The organism is Pseudoduganella aquatica (assembly GCF_009857595.1).
Lineage (GTDB): Bacteria > Pseudomonadota > Gammaproteobacteria > Burkholderiales > Burkholderiaceae_D > Rugamonas > Rugamonas aquatica_A.
Genome location: NZ_WWCU01000035.1, coordinates 50,228 through 66,289, shown reverse-complemented (window position 1 = coordinate 66,289; position 16,062 = coordinate 50,228). Strand labels below are relative to the sequence as shown.

The 16,062-nt window shown below is 66.8% G+C and carries 18 protein-coding genes; 12 read left to right on the top strand and 6 right to left on the bottom strand.

What is annotated here, in order from left to right; all coding sequences use genetic code 11:
- From GTP77_RS23630 to GTP77_RS23600, 7 genes are all read left to right on the top strand, one after another.
- Positions 1 to 1,094: pilus assembly protein TadE (locus GTP77_RS23630; protein WP_161074611.1), on the top strand; the 1,094-nt coding region annotated here is incomplete at its 5' end.
- Positions 1,091 to 1,552 (top strand): hypothetical protein, encoded by a 462-nt coding sequence (locus GTP77_RS23625; RefSeq protein WP_161074610.1) that lies wholly within the window; start codon positions 1,091 to 1,093, stop codon positions 1,550 to 1,552. The genes GTP77_RS23630 and GTP77_RS23625, both read left to right, overlap by 4 nt.
- Entirely contained in the window at positions 1,542 to 2,144 is a 603-nt protein-coding gene (locus tag GTP77_RS23620; RefSeq protein ID WP_161074609.1) for a TadE family protein, read from the top strand. The genes GTP77_RS23625 and GTP77_RS23620 overlap by 11 nt, the downstream gene beginning before the upstream one ends.
- 30 nt (positions 2,145 to 2,174) lie before the next feature.
- Complete coding sequence (locus tag GTP77_RS23615) at positions 2,175 to 3,350, top strand: CpaE/TadZ family protein (protein WP_161074608.1); 1,176 nt, start codon at positions 2,175 to 2,177, stop codon at positions 3,348 to 3,350.
- Positions 3,351 to 3,381: 31 nt separating this feature from the next.
- On the top strand, positions 3,382 to 4,749 hold the full coding sequence (locus GTP77_RS23610; protein WP_161074607.1) for a TadA family conjugal transfer-associated ATPase: 1,368 nt from the start codon (positions 3,382 to 3,384) through the stop codon (positions 4,747 to 4,749).
- Positions 4,750 to 4,780: 31 nt separating this feature from the next.
- Positions 4,781 to 5,773 carry a type II secretion system F family protein gene (locus GTP77_RS23605; protein ID WP_161074606.1) on the top strand — a complete coding sequence of 331 codons (993 nt, stop codon included), beginning with the start codon at positions 4,781 to 4,783 and terminating at the stop codon, positions 5,771 to 5,773.
- Positions 5,774 to 5,784: 11 nt separating this feature from the next.
- The gene (locus GTP77_RS23600) at positions 5,785 to 6,732 is read left to right on the top strand and encodes a type II secretion system F family protein (RefSeq protein WP_187358824.1); all 948 of its coding nucleotides are present in this window, start codon (positions 5,785 to 5,787) and stop codon (positions 6,730 to 6,732) included.
- On the opposite strand, the gene GTP77_RS23595 is transcribed toward GTP77_RS23600, so the two are convergent.
- From GTP77_RS23595 to GTP77_RS23585, 3 genes are all read right to left on the bottom strand, one after another.
- On the bottom strand, positions 6,729 to 7,490 hold the full coding sequence (locus GTP77_RS23595; protein WP_161074605.1) for a GIN domain-containing protein: 762 nt from the start codon (positions 7,488 to 7,490) through the stop codon (positions 6,729 to 6,731). The genes GTP77_RS23600 and GTP77_RS23595 overlap by 4 nt on opposite strands.
- A gap of 47 nt (positions 7,491 to 7,537) precedes the next feature.
- The gene (locus GTP77_RS23590) at positions 7,538 to 7,744 is read right to left on the bottom strand and encodes a hypothetical protein (protein ID WP_161074604.1); all 207 of its coding nucleotides are present in this window, start codon (positions 7,742 to 7,744) and stop codon (positions 7,538 to 7,540) included.
- A 137-nt stretch (positions 7,745 to 7,881) separates the two neighbouring features.
- A complete protein-coding gene (locus GTP77_RS23585; protein ID WP_161074603.1) occupies positions 7,882 to 8,970 on the bottom strand; it encodes a tartrate dehydrogenase in 1,089 nt (362 codons plus the stop codon).
- A gap of 86 nt (positions 8,971 to 9,056) precedes the next feature.
- On the opposite strand from GTP77_RS23585, the gene GTP77_RS23580 reads away from it, so the two are divergent.
- Entirely contained in the window at positions 9,057 to 10,016 is a 960-nt protein-coding gene (locus GTP77_RS23580; RefSeq protein ID WP_161074602.1) for a LysR family transcriptional regulator, read from the top strand.
- Here GTP77_RS23580 and GTP77_RS23575 read toward each other — a convergent pair.
- The 3 genes from GTP77_RS23575 to mscL are packed head-to-tail and all read right to left on the bottom strand — an operon-like array spanning position 9,956 to position 12,307.
- A complete protein-coding gene (locus GTP77_RS23575) occupies positions 9,956 to 10,651 on the bottom strand; it encodes a DUF2461 domain-containing protein (protein ID WP_161074601.1) in 696 nt (231 codons plus the stop codon). The genes GTP77_RS23580 and GTP77_RS23575 overlap by 61 nt on opposite strands.
- Before the next feature lie 15 nt (positions 10,652 to 10,666).
- Entirely contained in the window at positions 10,667 to 11,839 is a 1,173-nt protein-coding gene (locus tag GTP77_RS23570) for a S1C family serine protease (RefSeq protein WP_161074600.1), read from the bottom strand.
- 48 nt (positions 11,840 to 11,887) lie between these two features.
- Positions 11,888 to 12,307: a large conductance mechanosensitive channel protein MscL gene (gene mscL, locus GTP77_RS23565; RefSeq protein ID WP_161074599.1), complete on the bottom strand. Its 420-nt coding sequence runs from the start codon at positions 12,305 to 12,307 to the stop codon at positions 11,888 to 11,890.
- Between the two features lie 206 nt (positions 12,308 to 12,513).
- Between mscL and petA the strand changes: the two genes are divergently transcribed.
- The 4 genes from petA (at position 12,514) to GTP77_RS23545 (ending at position 16,062) form a co-directional block, all read left to right on the top strand.
- Positions 12,514 to 13,122 (top strand): ubiquinol-cytochrome c reductase iron-sulfur subunit, encoded by a 609-nt coding sequence (gene petA / locus GTP77_RS23560; RefSeq protein WP_161074598.1) that lies wholly within the window; start codon positions 12,514 to 12,516, stop codon positions 13,120 to 13,122.
- A gap of 3 nt (positions 13,123 to 13,125) precedes the next feature.
- Entirely contained in the window at positions 13,126 to 14,538 is a 1,413-nt protein-coding gene (locus tag GTP77_RS23555) for a cytochrome b (RefSeq protein ID WP_161074597.1), read from the top strand.
- 31 nt (positions 14,539 to 14,569) lie between these two features.
- Positions 14,570 to 15,334 (top strand): cytochrome c1, encoded by a 765-nt coding sequence (locus tag GTP77_RS23550; RefSeq protein ID WP_161074596.1) that lies wholly within the window; start codon positions 14,570 to 14,572, stop codon positions 15,332 to 15,334.
- Between the two features lie 116 nt (positions 15,335 to 15,450).
- A complete protein-coding gene (locus tag GTP77_RS23545; protein WP_050409980.1) occupies positions 15,451 to 16,062 on the top strand; it encodes a glutathione S-transferase N-terminal domain-containing protein in 612 nt (203 codons plus the stop codon).

Genomic DNA, 16,062 nt, shown 5'->3' with positions numbered 1-16,062 from the left:
TCTCGCCGGCCGGCGTGGCCTACGCCAAGGTGGACACCAGGGACCTGGACGCGGGCGCGGTCAGCACCGTCTTCCTGCGCATGGCCGGCGTTGCCGGGCAGCTGACCATGGCGGGCCGCGCCGTGGCCGGGCGCGCGCGGGCGCAGGTGACGCCGCTGGCCATCTGCGCCATGGGGGGCGCCAGCACCACGCGCATCAATCCCGGCGCCGCCTCCACCGGCGTGGGCGCCGGCGCGCAGGAGCTGCTGACATACGGCTTCCGCTACGGCGTGTCCTACAACCTGCTCAAGCTGAACGCCGAGGTGAACACCACCACGGCGGAATACTTCCTGGTCGATCCTTTCCAGTATGCCGGCCCCGCGCCGGGGCCGGTGCAGCAGACCGGCGACGCGGTGCTGGCGCCGTTCATGTGCAGCGGCACGGTGCAGCTGCCGCGCGTCACGGGCGCCACGCTCAGGCTGCGCCGCCCGGCCGGCTTCACGCTGAGCGAGCAGCTCAATTCGCGCTTCGGCATGTATGGCGCCGGCGCGCTGGCCTGCGAGCCGGCCAGCGCGCCGCCGGACACCAATGTGCGCGAATCCGGCACGGCCAGCGCCGCGACCTGGATGGTGCCGGCGCCCACCGGCCCCAGCGCGCAGCCGGCCGTGGCAGCGGCCGGCCAGAAATACAACACCGTGGCCGACCGCGCCACCGGCCCGGCCGATGCGGCCGCGTATGGCCCGCTGTGGACATACGGCCCCGCCAAACAGGCTGCGGGCGGCGCGGCCATCCTCCGCAGCCAGTGGCCCTTCCTGTATCCGGTGACTGCCGGCCCGGTGCCATCGGCCCCCACGTACACGGCGACGGCGCCGTATTTCCGCACCAGCGGCAGCTATTTCCTGGCGCCGTCCCAGCCCGCCCTGGCGGGGCGGCGCGTGCTGACGATCCCGCTGCTGCAATGCCCGGTGGCGCCCGGCGCCGACACGCAGGCGCCGGCCCTGGCGCTGGGCCGCTTCCTGATGACGGCGCAGGCCAGCCCGGCCGGCGTGTACGGCGAATTTATCGGCGTGGCCGATGAAAACGATCTGGGCGGCAGTGTGGAGCTGTACCGATGAAGACGGCGCTGCGCAGGGGCCGCGCGCGCGGCGCCATCCTGGTGGAGCTGGCGCTGATCCTGCTGCTGACGTATTGGGTCGCGCCTTGCGTGCTGACGGTGGGGCGCGCCATGCGCCAGCAGATGCTGCTGGAAAAAGCGGCCTACGCGGCGGCGAGCCGGATGGCGTCGCTGCCGCGCTTGCAGATGGGCAAGGTGGCCAGTTATCAGCAGGCGGAGGCGGCGGTGCGGGCCCAGGTCCTGGCGCAGCTGGAGAGCGAGCATGTCGACACCTCGGACCTGAGCCTGGCCGTGGTGTGCGATGCCGCCTGCGGCGTCGCCGCCAGTTTGCCGCAGCGTATCAGGGTGAGCATGCTGCTCACCGTGCGCGCCGCCCAGTGGGATGGCCTGAGCGGCTTTTTGCTGGGCCACGACGGCTTGCTGCTGCGGACAGACGTGGTGCTGCGCTATGAAAACTGAACGCCGTGCGGCCGGCGCCGTGCTGGTCGAGCTGGTGCTCGCGCTGCCGCTGTTCCTGGTGGTGATGTACGGTCTGCTGGAGTGCGCCCGCCTGGTCTATCTGTGGAACACGCTGCAGGCGGTCACGCGCGCCGCCGTGCGCGCCGCCGCCGTCACCGACTACAACGACGCGGCGGCGATGGAACAGCTGCGCCAGCGCGCGCTGCTGCGCGCCGGCGCCGGTGCGCTGGCGATGGGAGCGCCGGTCGACGGCAGCTATCTGCGCATCGAGTACCTGTGGCAGGACGCAGCCGGCGCGCTGCAGCCGGTAGCGCAGGGCGCGCGCGCGCCGTGCCCGGCGCTGAACCTGCTGTACTGCCTGCGCAACCCGAACGGCAGCGACTGCATCCGCTTTGTGCGCGCCCGCATCTGCAGCCCGGCCGACGCAGCCAGCTGCCAGCCGGTGCCGTTCCAGCCGCTGCTGCCGCCTTTGCCGCGCATGGACTGGCAAGGCCTGGCCTTGCCGCCCTCGGATTCCACGGCGCGCGCCGGCGCGCTGGGATACCAGCCGGGCAGCGCGCTGTGCGCCGCGCCTGCCCCGCCGCCTCCCTGACACGGCGCACCATTTGAGGAAGGAATGACCATGAAAGCCTTGATCATAAGCCGCGACAATCTGCTGCACGCCGAAGTGGCGGCGCAGGGATCGGCGCGCATGCCAGCGGTGCAGCTGGTGGCCTCGCGCCTGGGCCTGCGCGACGCGGTCGAGCGCGTGCTGGCCGAGGCGCCCGAACTGGTGATACTCGACGCCAGCGAGGTGGCGCCGGAGGAGGCCGAGCTGGTCGAGCGCCTGGTCAAGCACTATCCGCGCGCCTGCTGCATGCTGCTCACGCGCGGGCCGCAGCAGGAGCTGCTGATACGCGCCATGCGCGCCGGCATGCGCGAGGTGCTGCCGCTGCCGCTGGTGCACCGCGCCTTCCACGAGGCGATGGACCGCATCGAGGTGGAGACCGGCGTGGCCCATATGCGCGACGGCAAGGCGCTGGCCTTCATCTCCTGCAAGGGCGGCAGCGGCGCCACCTTCCTGGCCACCAATTTCGGCTACGCGCTGGCGGTGCTGGCCGAGCGCAAGGTGCTGCTGATCGACCTGCACGGCCAGTTCGGCGACGCCACCCTGTACGTGTCGGACCAGAAGCCGGCCATGACGCTGTCCGACATCTGCGCGCAGATCGCGCGCATGGACGGCGCCTTCCTCGATTCCTGCCTGGTGCACGTCACGCCCAATTTCGGCGTGCTGGCGGCGGCCGACGATCCGCACCAGGCCGGGACCATGAAGCCGGAGCACATGGACGCCATCATGCGCGTGGCGCGCCAGCACTACGACTACATCGTGCTGGACGTGGGGCGCCAGATCGACGCCATCTCGCTGCGCGCGCTCGACAGCGCGGACGCCATCTATCCGGTGCTGCAACTGGCGCTGCCGGACATCCGCGACGGCCGCCGCCTGCTCGACATCTTCCGCTCGCTCGGCTATCCGGGCGAACGCATCCGCCTGATCGTCAACCGCTACGAGCGCGGCGGCAAGCTGCGCCTGGCCGACCTGGAACAGGCGCTGGGCGCGGAGGTGATGCACACGGTGCCCAACGACTACCTGTCCGCCACCGATTCGGTCAACCAGGGCGTGCCGCTGCTGCAGCTCTCGCGCAGCAGCCCGGTGGCGCGCAGCCTGGCCGACCTGGTGGAAGTGGTGGCGGCGCGCCGCGTCCCGGAAAGCAAGGGCCTGTTCGACCGCCTGTTCGGCCGCAGCGAGTCTGAACTCTAGTTCGACCTGTAACCCATACGAGGAGAAGATCATGAGTTTGCGCGAACGCCTGGCCAGTGGCGACGAAACAAGGGGCAGCGCCGGCGTGGTCGGCCTGCATCCGGGGGCCATGGGCAGCCTGCCCGACGCGGCCTACCAGGCGCTGCGCAAGACCATGCACCAGACCATCCTGGACCGCATCGACCTGGAGCGCCTGAAGCGGCTCACGCCGGAGCAGTTCAAGCACGAGCTGGCGCTGCTGGTGCAGCGCGTGATCGAGGACGAGCGCATCGTTCTGAACCAGCAGGAGCGGCACCGCCTGGTGCTCGACATCCAGCACGAGATGCTGGGCTTCGGCCCGCTCGAGCCGCTGCTGGCGGACGCCGGCGTGTCCGACATCCTGGTCAACACCTGGGCCAAAGTGTATGTGGAGCGGGGAGGCCGGCTTGAACTGAGCGGCGTGACCTTCCACGACAACGCCCACCTGATGAAGATCATCGAGAAGATCGTCTCGCGCGTGGGGCGCCGCATCGACGAATCGAGCCCCATGGTGGACGCGCGCCTGCCGGACGGCTCGCGCGTGAACGCCATCATCCCGCCGCTGGCGATCGACGGTCCCATGCTGTCGATCCGCCGCTTCGCCGTGCAGCCGCTGACGATGGCCAATCTGCTGGCCTACAAGAGCGTCACCCCGCCCATGGTCCAGGTGCTGGAGGCGCTGGGCCACGCCAAGATCAACATCCTTATTTCGGGCGGCACCGGCAGCGGCAAGACCACCTTGCTCAACGTGCTGTCCGGCTTCATTCCCGGCAGCGAGCGCGTGGTCACCATCGAGGACGCGGCCGAGCTGCAGCTGCGCCAGCCGCACGTGGTGCGGCTGGAAACGCGGCCGCCCAATATCGAGGGCAAGGGCGAGGTCACGCAGCGCGCGCTGGTGCGCAACGCGCTGCGCATGCGGCCGGACCGCATCGTCCTGGGAGAGGTGCGCGGCGCCGAGGCGGTCGACATGCTGCAGGCCATGAACACCGGCCACGAGGGCTCGCTGGCCACCATCCACTCCAATTCGCCGCGCGACGCCTTGTCGCGGCTGGAGAATATGGTCGGCATGGCGGGGCTCACGCTCACGCCGCGCGCCACCCGCCAGCAGATCTGCTCGGCGTTGACGGTGGTGATGCAGGTGTCGCGCCTGACCGACGGCGCGCGCAAGCTGGTCAGCCTGCAGGAGATCACCGGCATGGAGGGCGACATGATCGCCATGCACGAGATTTTCCGCTACGAGCAAACCGGCGTGGACGCCGAGGGCAAGGTGCAGGGCCAGTTCCGCGCCACCGGCGTGCGGCCGCGCTTTGCGGACCGGCTGCGCATGTTCGGCGCGGCCGTGCCGGACAGCGCCTTCGACCCGGACAAGATTTACGAGTAAGCACGCCGTCCGTCCCTTCACAGGAGCTGCCATGGACCTGGTCTTTTCCGCATTTGCCGTGCTGCTGTTCGCCGCCGTGATCCTGCTGATCGAGGGCGCCTGGCTCTGGTGGTCCGGCACGCACGGCGGCGGCGCGCGCCGCATAGCGCGCCGCCTGGAGCTGATGGCCGCGCGCGGCGAGGACGGCGCCCTGGCGCCGCGCGTCACCATCCTCAAGCAGCGCCGCTACAGCGCCGCGCCCTGGCTGGAAGCGCTGCTGCGGCGTCCCCGGCTGCTGCCGCTGGCGGTGCTGCTGGACCGGCTGCTGCTGCAGGCGGGAATGGGCTGGAGCGTGGCGCGCCTGCTGGGTGTGCAGGCCGGGCTGCTGCTGGCCGCCGCCGTGGCGCCGCCGCTGGCCGGCCTGCCGCGCCCCGCGCACCTGCTGGCCCTCGCGGCGGCCTTGCTGGCGCCGGCGCTGCTGCTATACCGGGCGCGCAGCGCGCGCCTGGCCAGGCTGCAGGAGCAGTTGCCCGAGGCGGCGGACTTCCTCAGCCGCGCTCTGCGCGCCGGCCACTCCTTCGCCAACGTGCTGCACATGGTGGGCAACGAGATGCCGGAGCCCATAGGCAGCGAATTCCGCACCGCCTACGAGGAGATCAACTACGGCGTGCCGATGAACGAAGCCTTGCACAACCTGGGCGCGCGCATTCCGCTGACCGATCTGCGCTACCTGGTGATCGCGGTGCTGATCCAGCGCGAGTCGGGCGGCAATCTGGCTGAATTGCTGGGCAATATCGCGCGCATGGTGCGCGCCCGCCTGCGCCTGCTGGGGCAGATCCGCGTGCTCACGGCCGAGGGCCGCATGTCGGCCTGGATACTGGGCTTGCTGCCGCTGGGCGCCATCGCCATGATGTCGCTCACCAGCTACGAGTACAGCAGCGTGCTGTGGACCGACCCGGGCGGCGTGAAAATGCTGTGGTACGGCGCCGGGGCCATGCTGGCCGGGCTGCTGTGGATGCGCCAGCTGATCAGGATACGCCTGTGAACGCGCCGGCACTGGACCTGAACCACCTGCTGTTCCTGCTGGTGGTCTTCGTGGTGGTGGCGCTGGTGGCGCTGGCGGCCATGGCGCTGCTGGTCCCCGGCGCGCTGCGCCAGCGCCTGGCTGCGCACGCGCTGCCGGAGAGCCGCGTGGACGCGCCGTCCGGCTGGGTGGAGAAGGCGGCCAAGGTGGCGCAGCCCTTTGTGCGGCTGTCGCTGCCGGAGGAGGGCTGGGAGCGTTCGCCGCTGCGCACCCGCTTCATGACGGCAGGCTGGCGCCACGCCTCGGCGCCCACGCTGTACTTCGCGGCCAAGACGCTGCTGTCGCTGCTGTTGCCGGCGCTGCTGGCCGTGCTGGCCTGGGCCTTGTCGGCGGACGCGCCGGGCGGCGCCGTGGGGCGCGGCTGGCTGGCCGCGCTGCTGGGTTCAGCGGCGCTGGGCTACTACCTGCCCAACGTGCTGCTGGCGCGCACCGCCGCCGCGCGCCAGCGCGACATCTTCGAGCATCTGCCGGACGCGCTGGACTTGCTGACGGTGTGCGTGGAGGCGGGCCTGAGCCTGGAGCGCGCGCTGGCCAAGGTGGCCGGCGAGGTGCACCTCAAGAGCGTGGTGCTGGCGCAGGAGCTGCAGCTGGTGCTGATGGAAATGCGGGCCGGCTTCAGCAAGGAGCGGGCCTTGCGCAACCTGGCGCTGCGCAGCGGCGTGGAGGACGTGGACACGCTGGTGGCCATGCTGATCCAGTCCGAGCGCTTCGGCACCAGCATGGGCGACTCGCTGCGGGTGCATGCGGAGAATTTGCGCGGCAAGCGCAGCATGATGGCGGAAGAGGCGGCGGCGAAGATCGCGCTGAAGATGCTGTTCCCGCTGATCTTCTGCATCTTCCCCACGCTGATGATGGTGCTGCTCGGGCCGGCCCTGATACAGCTGGGTAAAGTGATGCTGCCGGCCGCCGGCGCGCACTAGTTCCAGGCCACGCTGCCCAGGCCGCGCGCGCTGGCGCTGCGGTTGGCGGGCTTGCCGTACACGGTGGCCGAACCCAGGCCGGTCAGGCGCAGATTGGCGCTGGTCTTGGCGTACACCGTGGCGCCGCCCAGGCCGCTCAGGTCCACGTCCACGCTGTCGGCGCGCAGCTGCTGCGCGTCCAGGCTGCCGATGCCGCCCAGCTTGGCGTTCAGGCTTTTGCTTTGGCCGCTGACCACGATCTGCCCCGCGCCGCGCAAATCCAGGCCGACTGTTTCAGCCTCGCCGGCGTTCAGGTGCATGCTGCCCACGCCGGTCAGTCTGGCGTTCACGTTGCGGTAGCGCGAGGTGACGTTGACGGCGCCCGCGCCTTCGAGCGCCAGGCGCATTTCGTCGCCGGTGAAGCCGCTCACGTCGGCCGAGCCCACGCCGGCCGACACCAGTTCGCGCAGATTGGGCAGCGTCAGTTCAGCGCGCAGCTGGTGGTTGTGCAGCTGCACGCCGTTCAGTTCCGTGCCGATGCGCAGCGTGTCGCCGTTCTGCACCACAGTCACCTTGGTCAGGTAGCGCTTGTCGCCGCTGACCACCAGCGAGGCGGTCGCGCCCTGCTTGACATTGAGGCTGATGACGCCGTCGAGCACCACCTTCACGGCACGCGCATCGATGCGGCGGCTTTCGCTGGCCATCTCCTGTGCGATGGTGGCGCCGTGCGCCGCGTACAGGGTGGCTGCCATCATCGTTGCGCTGATAAAGTTGTTCATTGCGTGCTCCGTGGAAGTGGTGTGCTGCCTGCTGGGCAGATACTGCGTTAGTTGGCGAGCGCTGCTTTTTCGGCGGCGCTCAGCCGTTTGGCGGTAATCGTCACCACGGGCATGGCGGCGGCGGGAGCCTTGGCCACCACGGCGGCGGGAGCGGCCGGTGCGGTCACCGGCACGGCGGCGGTAGCGAAGCTGGCGACGCTGGCCAGGGCTACTGCGGCGATGAAGATGGCTTCCATGTTTTTAGCGATGTTCATGATGTTTCTCCTTGTCTGGTGGGTGCTGCGTGTGTGTTTGCGTTTGCGTTGAGTGAACTATAGATAAACACACGGCGGCACTCCACCGGAGTGCGACGAACTGCCAATTCGGCGACATGAACTGCAAATTAAGGCACTTAAATCAGCGCGGCCACCGCCTTTCCCATGTCGGTGGTGCTGGCCGTGCCGCCCATGTCGGGCGTGCGCGGGCCATCCACCAGCACGGTCTCGATGGCGCGCATGATGTCGCCCTGCGCGGCCTGGAAGGCGGCCTGCTGGGCGGCGTCGCCTTGGCCGAGGAAGTCCAGCATCAGCGCGCCGGACCAGATCATGGCCACGGGGTTGGCGATGTTCTTGCCCGCGATGTCGGGCGCCGAGCCGTGCACCGGCTCGAACAGCGAGGGGAACACGCGCTCCGGGTTCAGGTTGGCCGACGGCGCTATGCCTATGGTGCCGGTGCAGGCCGGCCCCAGGTCGGACAGGATGTCGCCGAACAGGTTGGAGGCCACCACCACGTCGAAGCGCTCGGGGCTGAGCACGAAGCGCGCCGCCAGGATGTCGATGTGGTACTGGTCCCAGCGCACCTCGGGGTACTCGCCCGCCATTTTCTTCACCCGCTCGTCCCAGTAAGGCATGCTGATGGCGATGCCGTTGGACTTGGTGGCCGAGGTCAGGTGTTTTTTCGGGCGGCTCTGCGCCAGCTCGAAGGCGTACTTCAGGATGCGGTCCACGCCCTTGCGCGTGAACACCGCCTCCTGCAGCACCGTTTCGCGCTCCGTGCCTTCGAAGATGCGGCCGCCCACGGACGAGTATTCGCCCTCGGTGTTCTCGCGCACCACGTAGAAATCGATGTCGCCGGGCTGCTTGTTGGCCAGCGGGCAGGGCACGCCCGGCATCAGGCGCACCGGGCGCAGGTTCACATACTGGTCGAACTCGCGGCGGAACTTGATGAGCGAGCCCCACAGCGAAACATGGTCGGGCACCGTGTCCGGCCAGCCGACGGCGCCGAAGTAGATGGCGTCGAAGTCCTTCAGCTGGGCGAACCAGTCGTCCGGCATCATCTTGCCGTGCCGGGCGTAGTAGCTGCAGTCGGCCCATTCAAAGGTGGTGAATTCCAGCGCGAGCTTGTGCTTGCGCGCTGCGGCCTGGACGGCGCGCAGGCCTTCCGGCATGACTTCCTGGCCTATGCCGTCGCCGGCGATGACTGCGATGCGGTGCGTTTTCATGGATCCTCCGGTTGATGTGGGATCCAGCATAGCGTTAATCGGCAGCGCTATAATCGGCTGATTCGTAATCCCGGCGTGCACACATCGTGAACAATCAACCCCTGCTGGCCGATCTGCGCCTGTTTTCCACCTTGGTGCGCGAGCGCGGCTTTGCCGCCGCCGCCCGCTCCCTGGGCGTGTCGAATGCCTATGTCAGCAAGCGCATCGCGCTGCTGGAGCAGTCGCTGCAGGTGAAGCTGCTGCACCGGACCACGCGCAGCGTGGCCGTGACGGAGCAGGGCGGCGTGGTGCTGCAGTGGGCGCTGCGGATACTGGAGGACGTGGACCAGATGCGCGACGCGGTCTCGAGCGGGCAGAGCGCGCCCAGCGGCCTGCTGCGCATCTGCACCAGCTCCGGTTTCGGCCGCAACCGCGTGGCGCCCGCCATCTCGGCGCTGGCGCTGCGCTATCCTGCGCTGGAGGTGCAACTGGAACTGCTGGACCGTCCGGTGGACCTGATAGGCGAAGGCTTCCATCTTGATATCCGCGTGGGCGAGGCGCACGAGCCCCACCTGATGGCGCGCCGCATCGCCGCCAACCAGCGGGTGCTGTGCGCGGCGCCGTCCTACCTGGCGCGGCACGGCGCGCCGGCCACGCTGGCCGAGCTGGCGCAGCACCGCTGCATCGTCATCCGCGAGCGCGACCAGGACGTTGGACGCTGGCTGCTGGCCGGCCCGGACGGCGTGGAAGCGGTGAAGGTGGCGGGGGCGCTATCGGCCAATAACGGCGAGATCGTGCACCAGTGGGCGCTGGACGGCCACGGCATCATCCTGCGTTCGGTGTGGGACGTGGGGCCGGCGCTGGCGCGCGGCGAGCTGCAACGGGTGCTGCCGGCCTACGCGCAGCCGGCCGACGTGTGGGCCGTGTTCGCGTCGCGGCTGTCCACCTCGGCCAAGGTGCGGGTGTGCGTGGAGTTTATCGAGCAGTGGCTGGCGCGGGAAGCCGCTCAGGCTTCGGTTTCTTCTTCTTCCACCTTGGCCGAGCGCATCCAGGTCACCAGGGGGTAGGCGTCCTTCAGGCCGTTGGCGATCAGTGGCAGCAGCAGGTCCGGCTTGTTCAGGTCCAGCTGCATCTCGGTCCACACGAAGAAGCTTTTCAGCTTGATGAACTCGATGTGCTCATGGTCCGCGTCGAAGCCCTTGGGCGGGCGCTGCAGCTTGCCTTCGTCCTGGATGGTGCCGTAGCGCGCCTTCAGCGCCTTGTTCTTCAGCGCCTTGGAAAAGCCGGCCGCGTCTTCCACCATGTGGCGGCGCAGCGCCTTGGTGCGCTCCGGCGGCGGCATGTACTCGCCGGCGCCGAACAGCAAACGGCCTTCGCCGTCCAGCTGGAAGTAATAGGTCGGGCCGCCCGCCTTGGACGGGCGGCGCATGTCGTTGGGCGCGATGGCGGCCGAGAAGCGCGTCTTGTACGGGCTCTTGTCGTGGGCGAAGCGCACGTCGCGGTTGATGCGGAACATGGCCTTCTTCGGATTGCAGAACTTCACCGCCGGGTCGAACTTGCCCAGCTCGGCGATCACCTGGGTGACCACCTCCAGGAATTCTTCGCGCAGGATGTCGTAGCGCGGCTTGTTCATGATGAACCAGGGGCGGTTGTTGTTGTCGGCCAGTTCGGTGAGGTAGTTCTTCAGGTCGCGCAGGTGCATAGGGGATAGGGATGGTTAGCGTGAAACAGGGCGCTTGCCCACGGTGATGGCAAGCTCCGTCTCGCGGCTCTTGCGCAGCACCCGCATTGTAGCTTTTTCGCCCGGCGGCAGCTGGGCGATCAGGTTCAGCATGTCGTTGGTGTCGGCCACGGTCTTGCCTTCGACCGACAGCAGGATGTCGCCCGGCTTCATGCCGCCCTTGTCGGCCGGGCCGTTGCGCACCACGCCGGCGATGATGGCGCCGGTCTGCACCTTGAGGCCGAAGCTGTCGGCCAGCTCGGGTGTGATCTCCTGCGACTCCACCCCTATCCAGCCGCGCACCACGTGGCCGGAGGCGATGATGGCATCCATCACGGTTTTCGCGGTGGAGACCGGGATGGCGAAGCCGATGCCGACCGAGCCGCCGGTCTGCGAGTAAATCGCCGAGTTGATGCCCAGCAGCTTGCCGCTGGTGTCGATCAGCGCGCCGCCCGAGTTGCCGAAATTGATGGCGGCGTCGGTCTGGATGAAGTTTTCAAAGTTGTTGATGTGCAGATTGTTGCGCCCCAGGGCGGAAATAATGCCCATGGTCACGGTCTGGCCCACGCCGAAGGGGTTGCCGATGGCCAGCACCACGTCGCCCACGCGTGCCTGGTCGGCCTGGCCCAGTACGATTACCGGCAGCTTGTCGAGGTCCACCTTGATCACGGCCAGGTCGGTTTCCGGGTCGGTGCCCACCACCTTGGCGGCGGCCTTGCGGCCGTCGGCCAGCACCACCTGGATCTCGTCGGCGGCGTCCACCACGTGGTTGTTGGTGAGGATGTAGCCCTGGGCGCTGACGATGACGCCCGAGCCCAGGCTGGACTGGTCGTCCTCGTCGCCGTCACGGTCGCGGTCGCCGAAGAATTTTTTGAAGAAGGGGTCGCGCGTCAGCGGATGCTTGCGGCGCGGGGCCTTGGTGGTGAGCACGTTGACCACCGCCGGCATGGCCAGCGCGGCGGCCGCGCGGTAGGAACCGGGGGAGGGCGGGGAATTGCCGCCGAGTAAGGCGCTGCGGGCGGCGCCAGACTGCGGCGCCGGGGCCGCGCCGCCGGATAGTCCGGACCATCCGGGCAGGCCGGGCCAGTCCGGCCGCATGGCGCTGTGCACGAAGTACAGCGCCAGGACCACGGTCACCACCTGAGCAAACAATAACCACAGTCGTCGCATGTCACCGCCCTTGGGGTTGCCGCCGGGACGGTCTGCGTGCCGTCCGGCTTATTTTTTCAGTGCGTCGCGGATTTCGCGCAGCAGCAGGATGTCCTCGGCGGTCGGCGCCGGCGCCTCCACCGCGACGGGTTCGGCTTTGCGGGCTTTCTGCAGCAGGCGCACCATCTGGAAGATGATGAACGCCAGGATGACAAAGTTTAACAGGATGGTCAGAAAGTTACCGTACGCCAGCACGGCGCCCAGTTTCTTGGCTTCGGCCAGGCTCAGGCTGGCGGCCTGGCCGTTCAGCGGCAGGTAGTAGTTGGCGAAGTCCAGTCCGCCGATCAGCTTGCCGATCGGCGGCATGATGATGTCCTGCACCAGCGAGTCGACGATCTTGCTGAAGGCCGCGCCGACGATCACGCCGACCGCCAGGTCGACCACATTGCCCTTCATGGCGAAGTCTTTGAATTCCTGCATCATGCCCATGGTGTACTCCTTGCTATGTTGTGTGGCTGATCATAACGTGTTTTTTAGCAACTGGTCGATAGTCTAAGGCGATCGTGTTGGGGCGGAATTTAGACAAATGCAACGTTTCGCTTTAAAACGGTTTTGGCTTCACCTATAATCGAAGGTTGCTGGAAGCTTGGTTAACGCATAATAACTATTTCGCAATTTGATGATTGGGGTTTGGTATGAGTAACGATAAGCAGGTCGATTCTGGCCGTCGTGGCTTGATCGCCGCAACATGCGCGGCAGGTGGCGTGGTTGGACTGTCCACCGCCGGTGTACTGGTAAGCACTTTCCAGCCGTCCGAGCGAGCGAAAGCGGCCGGCGCACCTGTCGAAGTCGATATCTCCACGCTGCAGCCGGGCGAAATGCGCACTGTCGAGTGGCGCGGCAAGCCGGTCTGGATCCTCAAGCGCACGCCGGAAATGGTGGCGTCGCTGAAAAAGACCGACGGCAAAGTGGCCGACGCCGACTCCAAGCGCAATCCCGAGGAGTTCACCCCGGAATACTGCCGCAACGAACACCGCTCCATCAAACCCGAAATCCTGGTCGCCGTGGGCATTTGCACCCACCTCGGCTGCTCGCCGTCGTCGAAATTCACCCCGGGACCGCAGCCTTCGCTGCCGGACGACTGGGAAGGCGGCTTCCTGTGCCCATGCCACGGTTCGACCTTCGACATGGCCGGCCGCGTCTACAAGAACAAGCCGGCGCCGGACAATCTGCAGGTTCCACGCCATATGTATATGGGCGACACCAAGCTGGTGATCGGCAAAGACGAGAAAGGCGAGGCATAAACCATGGCTGCTTTCAAAGAGACGAAACTCCCCGCCAACGCTCCGGCCGCGCAAAAAGCGCTGGGCTGGGTCGATGACCGCTTTCCGCTGAGCAAGCTGTGGAATGACCAGTGGGGCAAGTACTACGCCCCGAAAAACTTCAACTTCTGGTACATCTTCGGCTCGCTGGCCATGCTGGTGCTGGTGCTGCAGATCGTCACCGGCATCTTCCTGACCATGCACTACAAGCCGGACGCCAACCTGGCCTTCGGCTCGGTGGAATACATCATGCGCGAAGTGCCGTGGGGCTGGCTGGTGCGCTATATGCACTCGACCGGCGCCTCCGCCTTCTTCATCATCGTCTACCTGCACATGACGCGCGGCCTGCTGTACGGTTCCTACCGCAAGCCCCGCGAACTGATCTGGCTGTTCGGTTTCGCCATCTTCCTGTGCCTGATGGCCGAGGCCTTCTTCGGCTACCTGCTGCCATGGGGCCAGATGTCCTACTGGGGCGCGCAGGTGATCGTCAACCTGTTCGGCGCCATTCCGCTGATCGGCCCCGACCTGTCGCTGTGGATACGCGGCGACTACGTGGTGTCCGACGCCACCCTGAACCGCTTCTTCGCCTTCCACGTGATCGCCATTCCGCTGGTCCTGCTGGGCCTGGTTGCCGCACACCTGATCGCGCTGCACGAAGTGGGCTCGTCCAATCCGGACGGCATCGAAGTCAAAGAGAACCTGGGTCCGGACGGCCACCCGGTCGACTCGATTCCATCGCACCCTTACTACACCGTGCACGACCTGTTCGGCGTGTCGGTCTTCCTGCTGATCTTCTCGACCGTGGTGTTCTTCGCGCCTGAGATGGGCGGCTATTTCCTGGAATACAACAACTTCCTGCCGGGCGACTCGCTGAAGACCCCGCTGCACATCGCGCCGACCTGGTACTTCACGCCGTTCTACTCGGTGCTGCGCGCCACCACGGCCGACTTCATGTGGGTGCTGATGGTGGCCGTGGCCGCCTACGTGGCCTTCCTGTGGCTGAAATCGCGCCTGGCCTTCATGACCAAGGCGGTTATCGCCGTGATTGCGCTGGTGGCCATCGTCGGCATGCTGCCGTCGGTGCTGGACGCGAAATTCTGGGGCGTGGTGTTCTTCGGCGGTTCCGTCGTGATCCTGGCCTTCCTGCCGTGGCTGGACCACTCGCCGGTGAAGTCCATCCGCTACCGTCCGGACTGGCACAAATACGTGTACCTGGTGTTCGGCCTGTCCTTCATCACCCTGGGCTATCTGGGCACCCAGCCGCCCAGCACGGTCGGCACCATTGTGTCCCAGTGCTGCACCCTGTACTACTTTGCCTTCTTCCTGCTGATGCCGTGGTGGAGCGCGATGGGCCAGTTCAAGACTGTGCCATCCCGCGTGACTTTCCATCCGCACTGATCCGCCGACCACAGCACAAAAGGACAAGAATATGAATTTTGCAAAGAAACTGCTCGCGATCCTGGCGCTGGTGCCAGGCCTGGCCCTGGCCAACGAAGGCGGCCACCCGCTGGACAAGGCGCCGGACCGCTCCACCAACATGGCGGCGCTGCAAAATGGCGCCAAGCTGTTTGTGAACTACTGCCTGAACTGCCATAATGCGTCTTCGATGCGTTACAACCGCCTGAAGGACCTCGGCCTGACGGAGGAGCAGATCAAGGGCAACCTGTTGTTTACCGGCGAAAAAGTGGGCGAAATGATGACCACGGCCATGCCGGCCAAGGATGCCAAGGCCTGGTTCGGCGTGGTGCCGCCTGATTTGTCGGTCATCGCGCGGGCCAAAGCCGGCCCGGGCGGCACCGGCGGCGACTATCTGTACACCTATCTGCGCACCTTCTACAAGGATGACACCCGCCCGAACGGCTGGAACAACCTGATGGTGGCCAACGTGGCGATGCCGCACGTATTGCATGAATTGCAAGGCGTGCAGGTGGCCAAGTTCGCGGAAGAAAAAGATCCGCACGATCCAAGCAAGAGCGTGCATAAATTCGTCGGCTTCGAGCAGGTCAAGCCCGGCACTCTGAACAAACTGGAGTTCGACACGCAAGTGGCGGACCTGGTCGGTTACATGGAGTGGATGGCCGAGCCTGCCGCGCAGACCCGCAAACGCCTCGGCGTGTGGGTGCTGATTTTCCTGACGGGCTTCGCGCTGCTGGCCTGGCGACTGAACGCATCGTACTGGAAGGAAGTCAAATAAGTGAGCATGCCGGCCCTGGGCCGGCTATGTGTTTTGTGCGCCGCCCGCGTGGCGGGCGCGTTCTGGGGTGAGCCGTTTTCGGCTGCATCCCATTTTGTTTCTAAGGAACTACAAAAATGATGGTTCTCTACTCGGGTACTACCTGCCCATTCTCGCAACGCTGCCGCCTGGTCCTGTTTGAAAAAGGCATGGACTTCGAAGTGCGCGACGTCGACCTGTTCAACAAGCCGGAAGACATTTCGACCATGAACCCCTACGGCCAGGTGCCCATCCTGGTCGAACGCGAACTGATCCTGTACGAATCGAACATCATCAACGAGTACATCGACGAGCGCTTCCCGCACCCGCAGCTGATGCCGGCCGATCCGCTGATGCGCGCGCGCGCCCGCCTGATGCTGTTCAACTTCGAAAAAGAACTGTTCGTGCACGTGCACACGCTGGAAAGCGAGCGCGCCAAGGCCAACGACAAGAGCCACGACAAGGCGCGCGCGGAAATCCGCGACCGCCTGACCACACTGGCGCCGCTGTTCCTGAAGAACAAGTACATGCTGGGCGACGAGTTCTCCATGCTGGACGTTGCCGTGGCCCCGCTGCTGTGGCGCCTGGACCACTACGGCATCGAGCTGTCGAAGACCGCCGCGCCGCTGATGAAGTACGCCGAGCGCATCTTCTCGCGTCCGGCCTACATCGAAGCGCTGACGCCGTCCGAGAAGGTGATGCGCCGCTGA

Bases quoted from the DNA above. Each gene is read 5' to 3' on its own strand.
- GTP77_RS23625 (WP_161074610.1), top strand. From the start codon at position 1,091: ATGAAGACGGCGCTGCGCAGGGGCCGCGCGCGCGGCGCCATCCTGGTG.
- GTP77_RS23620 (WP_161074609.1), top strand. From the start codon at position 1,542: ATGAAAACTGAACGCCGTGCGGCCGGCGCCGTGCTGGTCGAGCTGGTG.
- GTP77_RS23615 (WP_161074608.1), top strand. From the start codon at position 2,175: ATGAAAGCCTTGATCATAAGCCGCGACAATCTGCTGCACGCCGAAGTG.
- GTP77_RS23610 (WP_161074607.1), top strand. From the start codon at position 3,382: ATGAGTTTGCGCGAACGCCTGGCCAGTGGCGACGAAACAAGGGGCAGC.
- GTP77_RS23605 (WP_161074606.1), top strand. From the start codon at position 4,781: ATGGACCTGGTCTTTTCCGCATTTGCCGTGCTGCTGTTCGCCGCCGTG.
- GTP77_RS23595 (WP_161074605.1), bottom strand. From the start codon at position 7,490: ATGAACAACTTTATCAGCGCAACGATGATGGCAGCCACCCTGTACGCG.
- GTP77_RS23590 (WP_161074604.1), bottom strand. From the start codon at position 7,744: ATGAACATCGCTAAAAACATGGAAGCCATCTTCATCGCCGCAGTAGCC.
- GTP77_RS23585 (WP_161074603.1), bottom strand. From the start codon at position 8,970: ATGAAAACGCACCGCATCGCAGTCATCGCCGGCGACGGCATAGGCCAG.
- GTP77_RS23575 (WP_161074601.1), bottom strand. From the start codon at position 10,651: ATGCACCTGCGCGACCTGAAGAACTACCTCACCGAACTGGCCGACAAC.
- GTP77_RS23570 (WP_161074600.1), bottom strand. From the start codon at position 11,839: ATGCGACGACTGTGGTTATTGTTTGCTCAGGTGGTGACCGTGGTCCTG.
- mscL (WP_161074599.1), bottom strand. From the start codon at position 12,307: ATGGGCATGATGCAGGAATTCAAAGACTTCGCCATGAAGGGCAATGTG.
- petA (WP_161074598.1), top strand. From the start codon at position 12,514: ATGAGTAACGATAAGCAGGTCGATTCTGGCCGTCGTGGCTTGATCGCC.
- GTP77_RS23555 (WP_161074597.1), top strand. From the start codon at position 13,126: ATGGCTGCTTTCAAAGAGACGAAACTCCCCGCCAACGCTCCGGCCGCG.
- GTP77_RS23550 (WP_161074596.1), top strand. From the start codon at position 14,570: ATGAATTTTGCAAAGAAACTGCTCGCGATCCTGGCGCTGGTGCCAGGC.
- GTP77_RS23545 (WP_050409980.1), top strand. From the start codon at position 15,451: ATGATGGTTCTCTACTCGGGTACTACCTGCCCATTCTCGCAACGCTGC.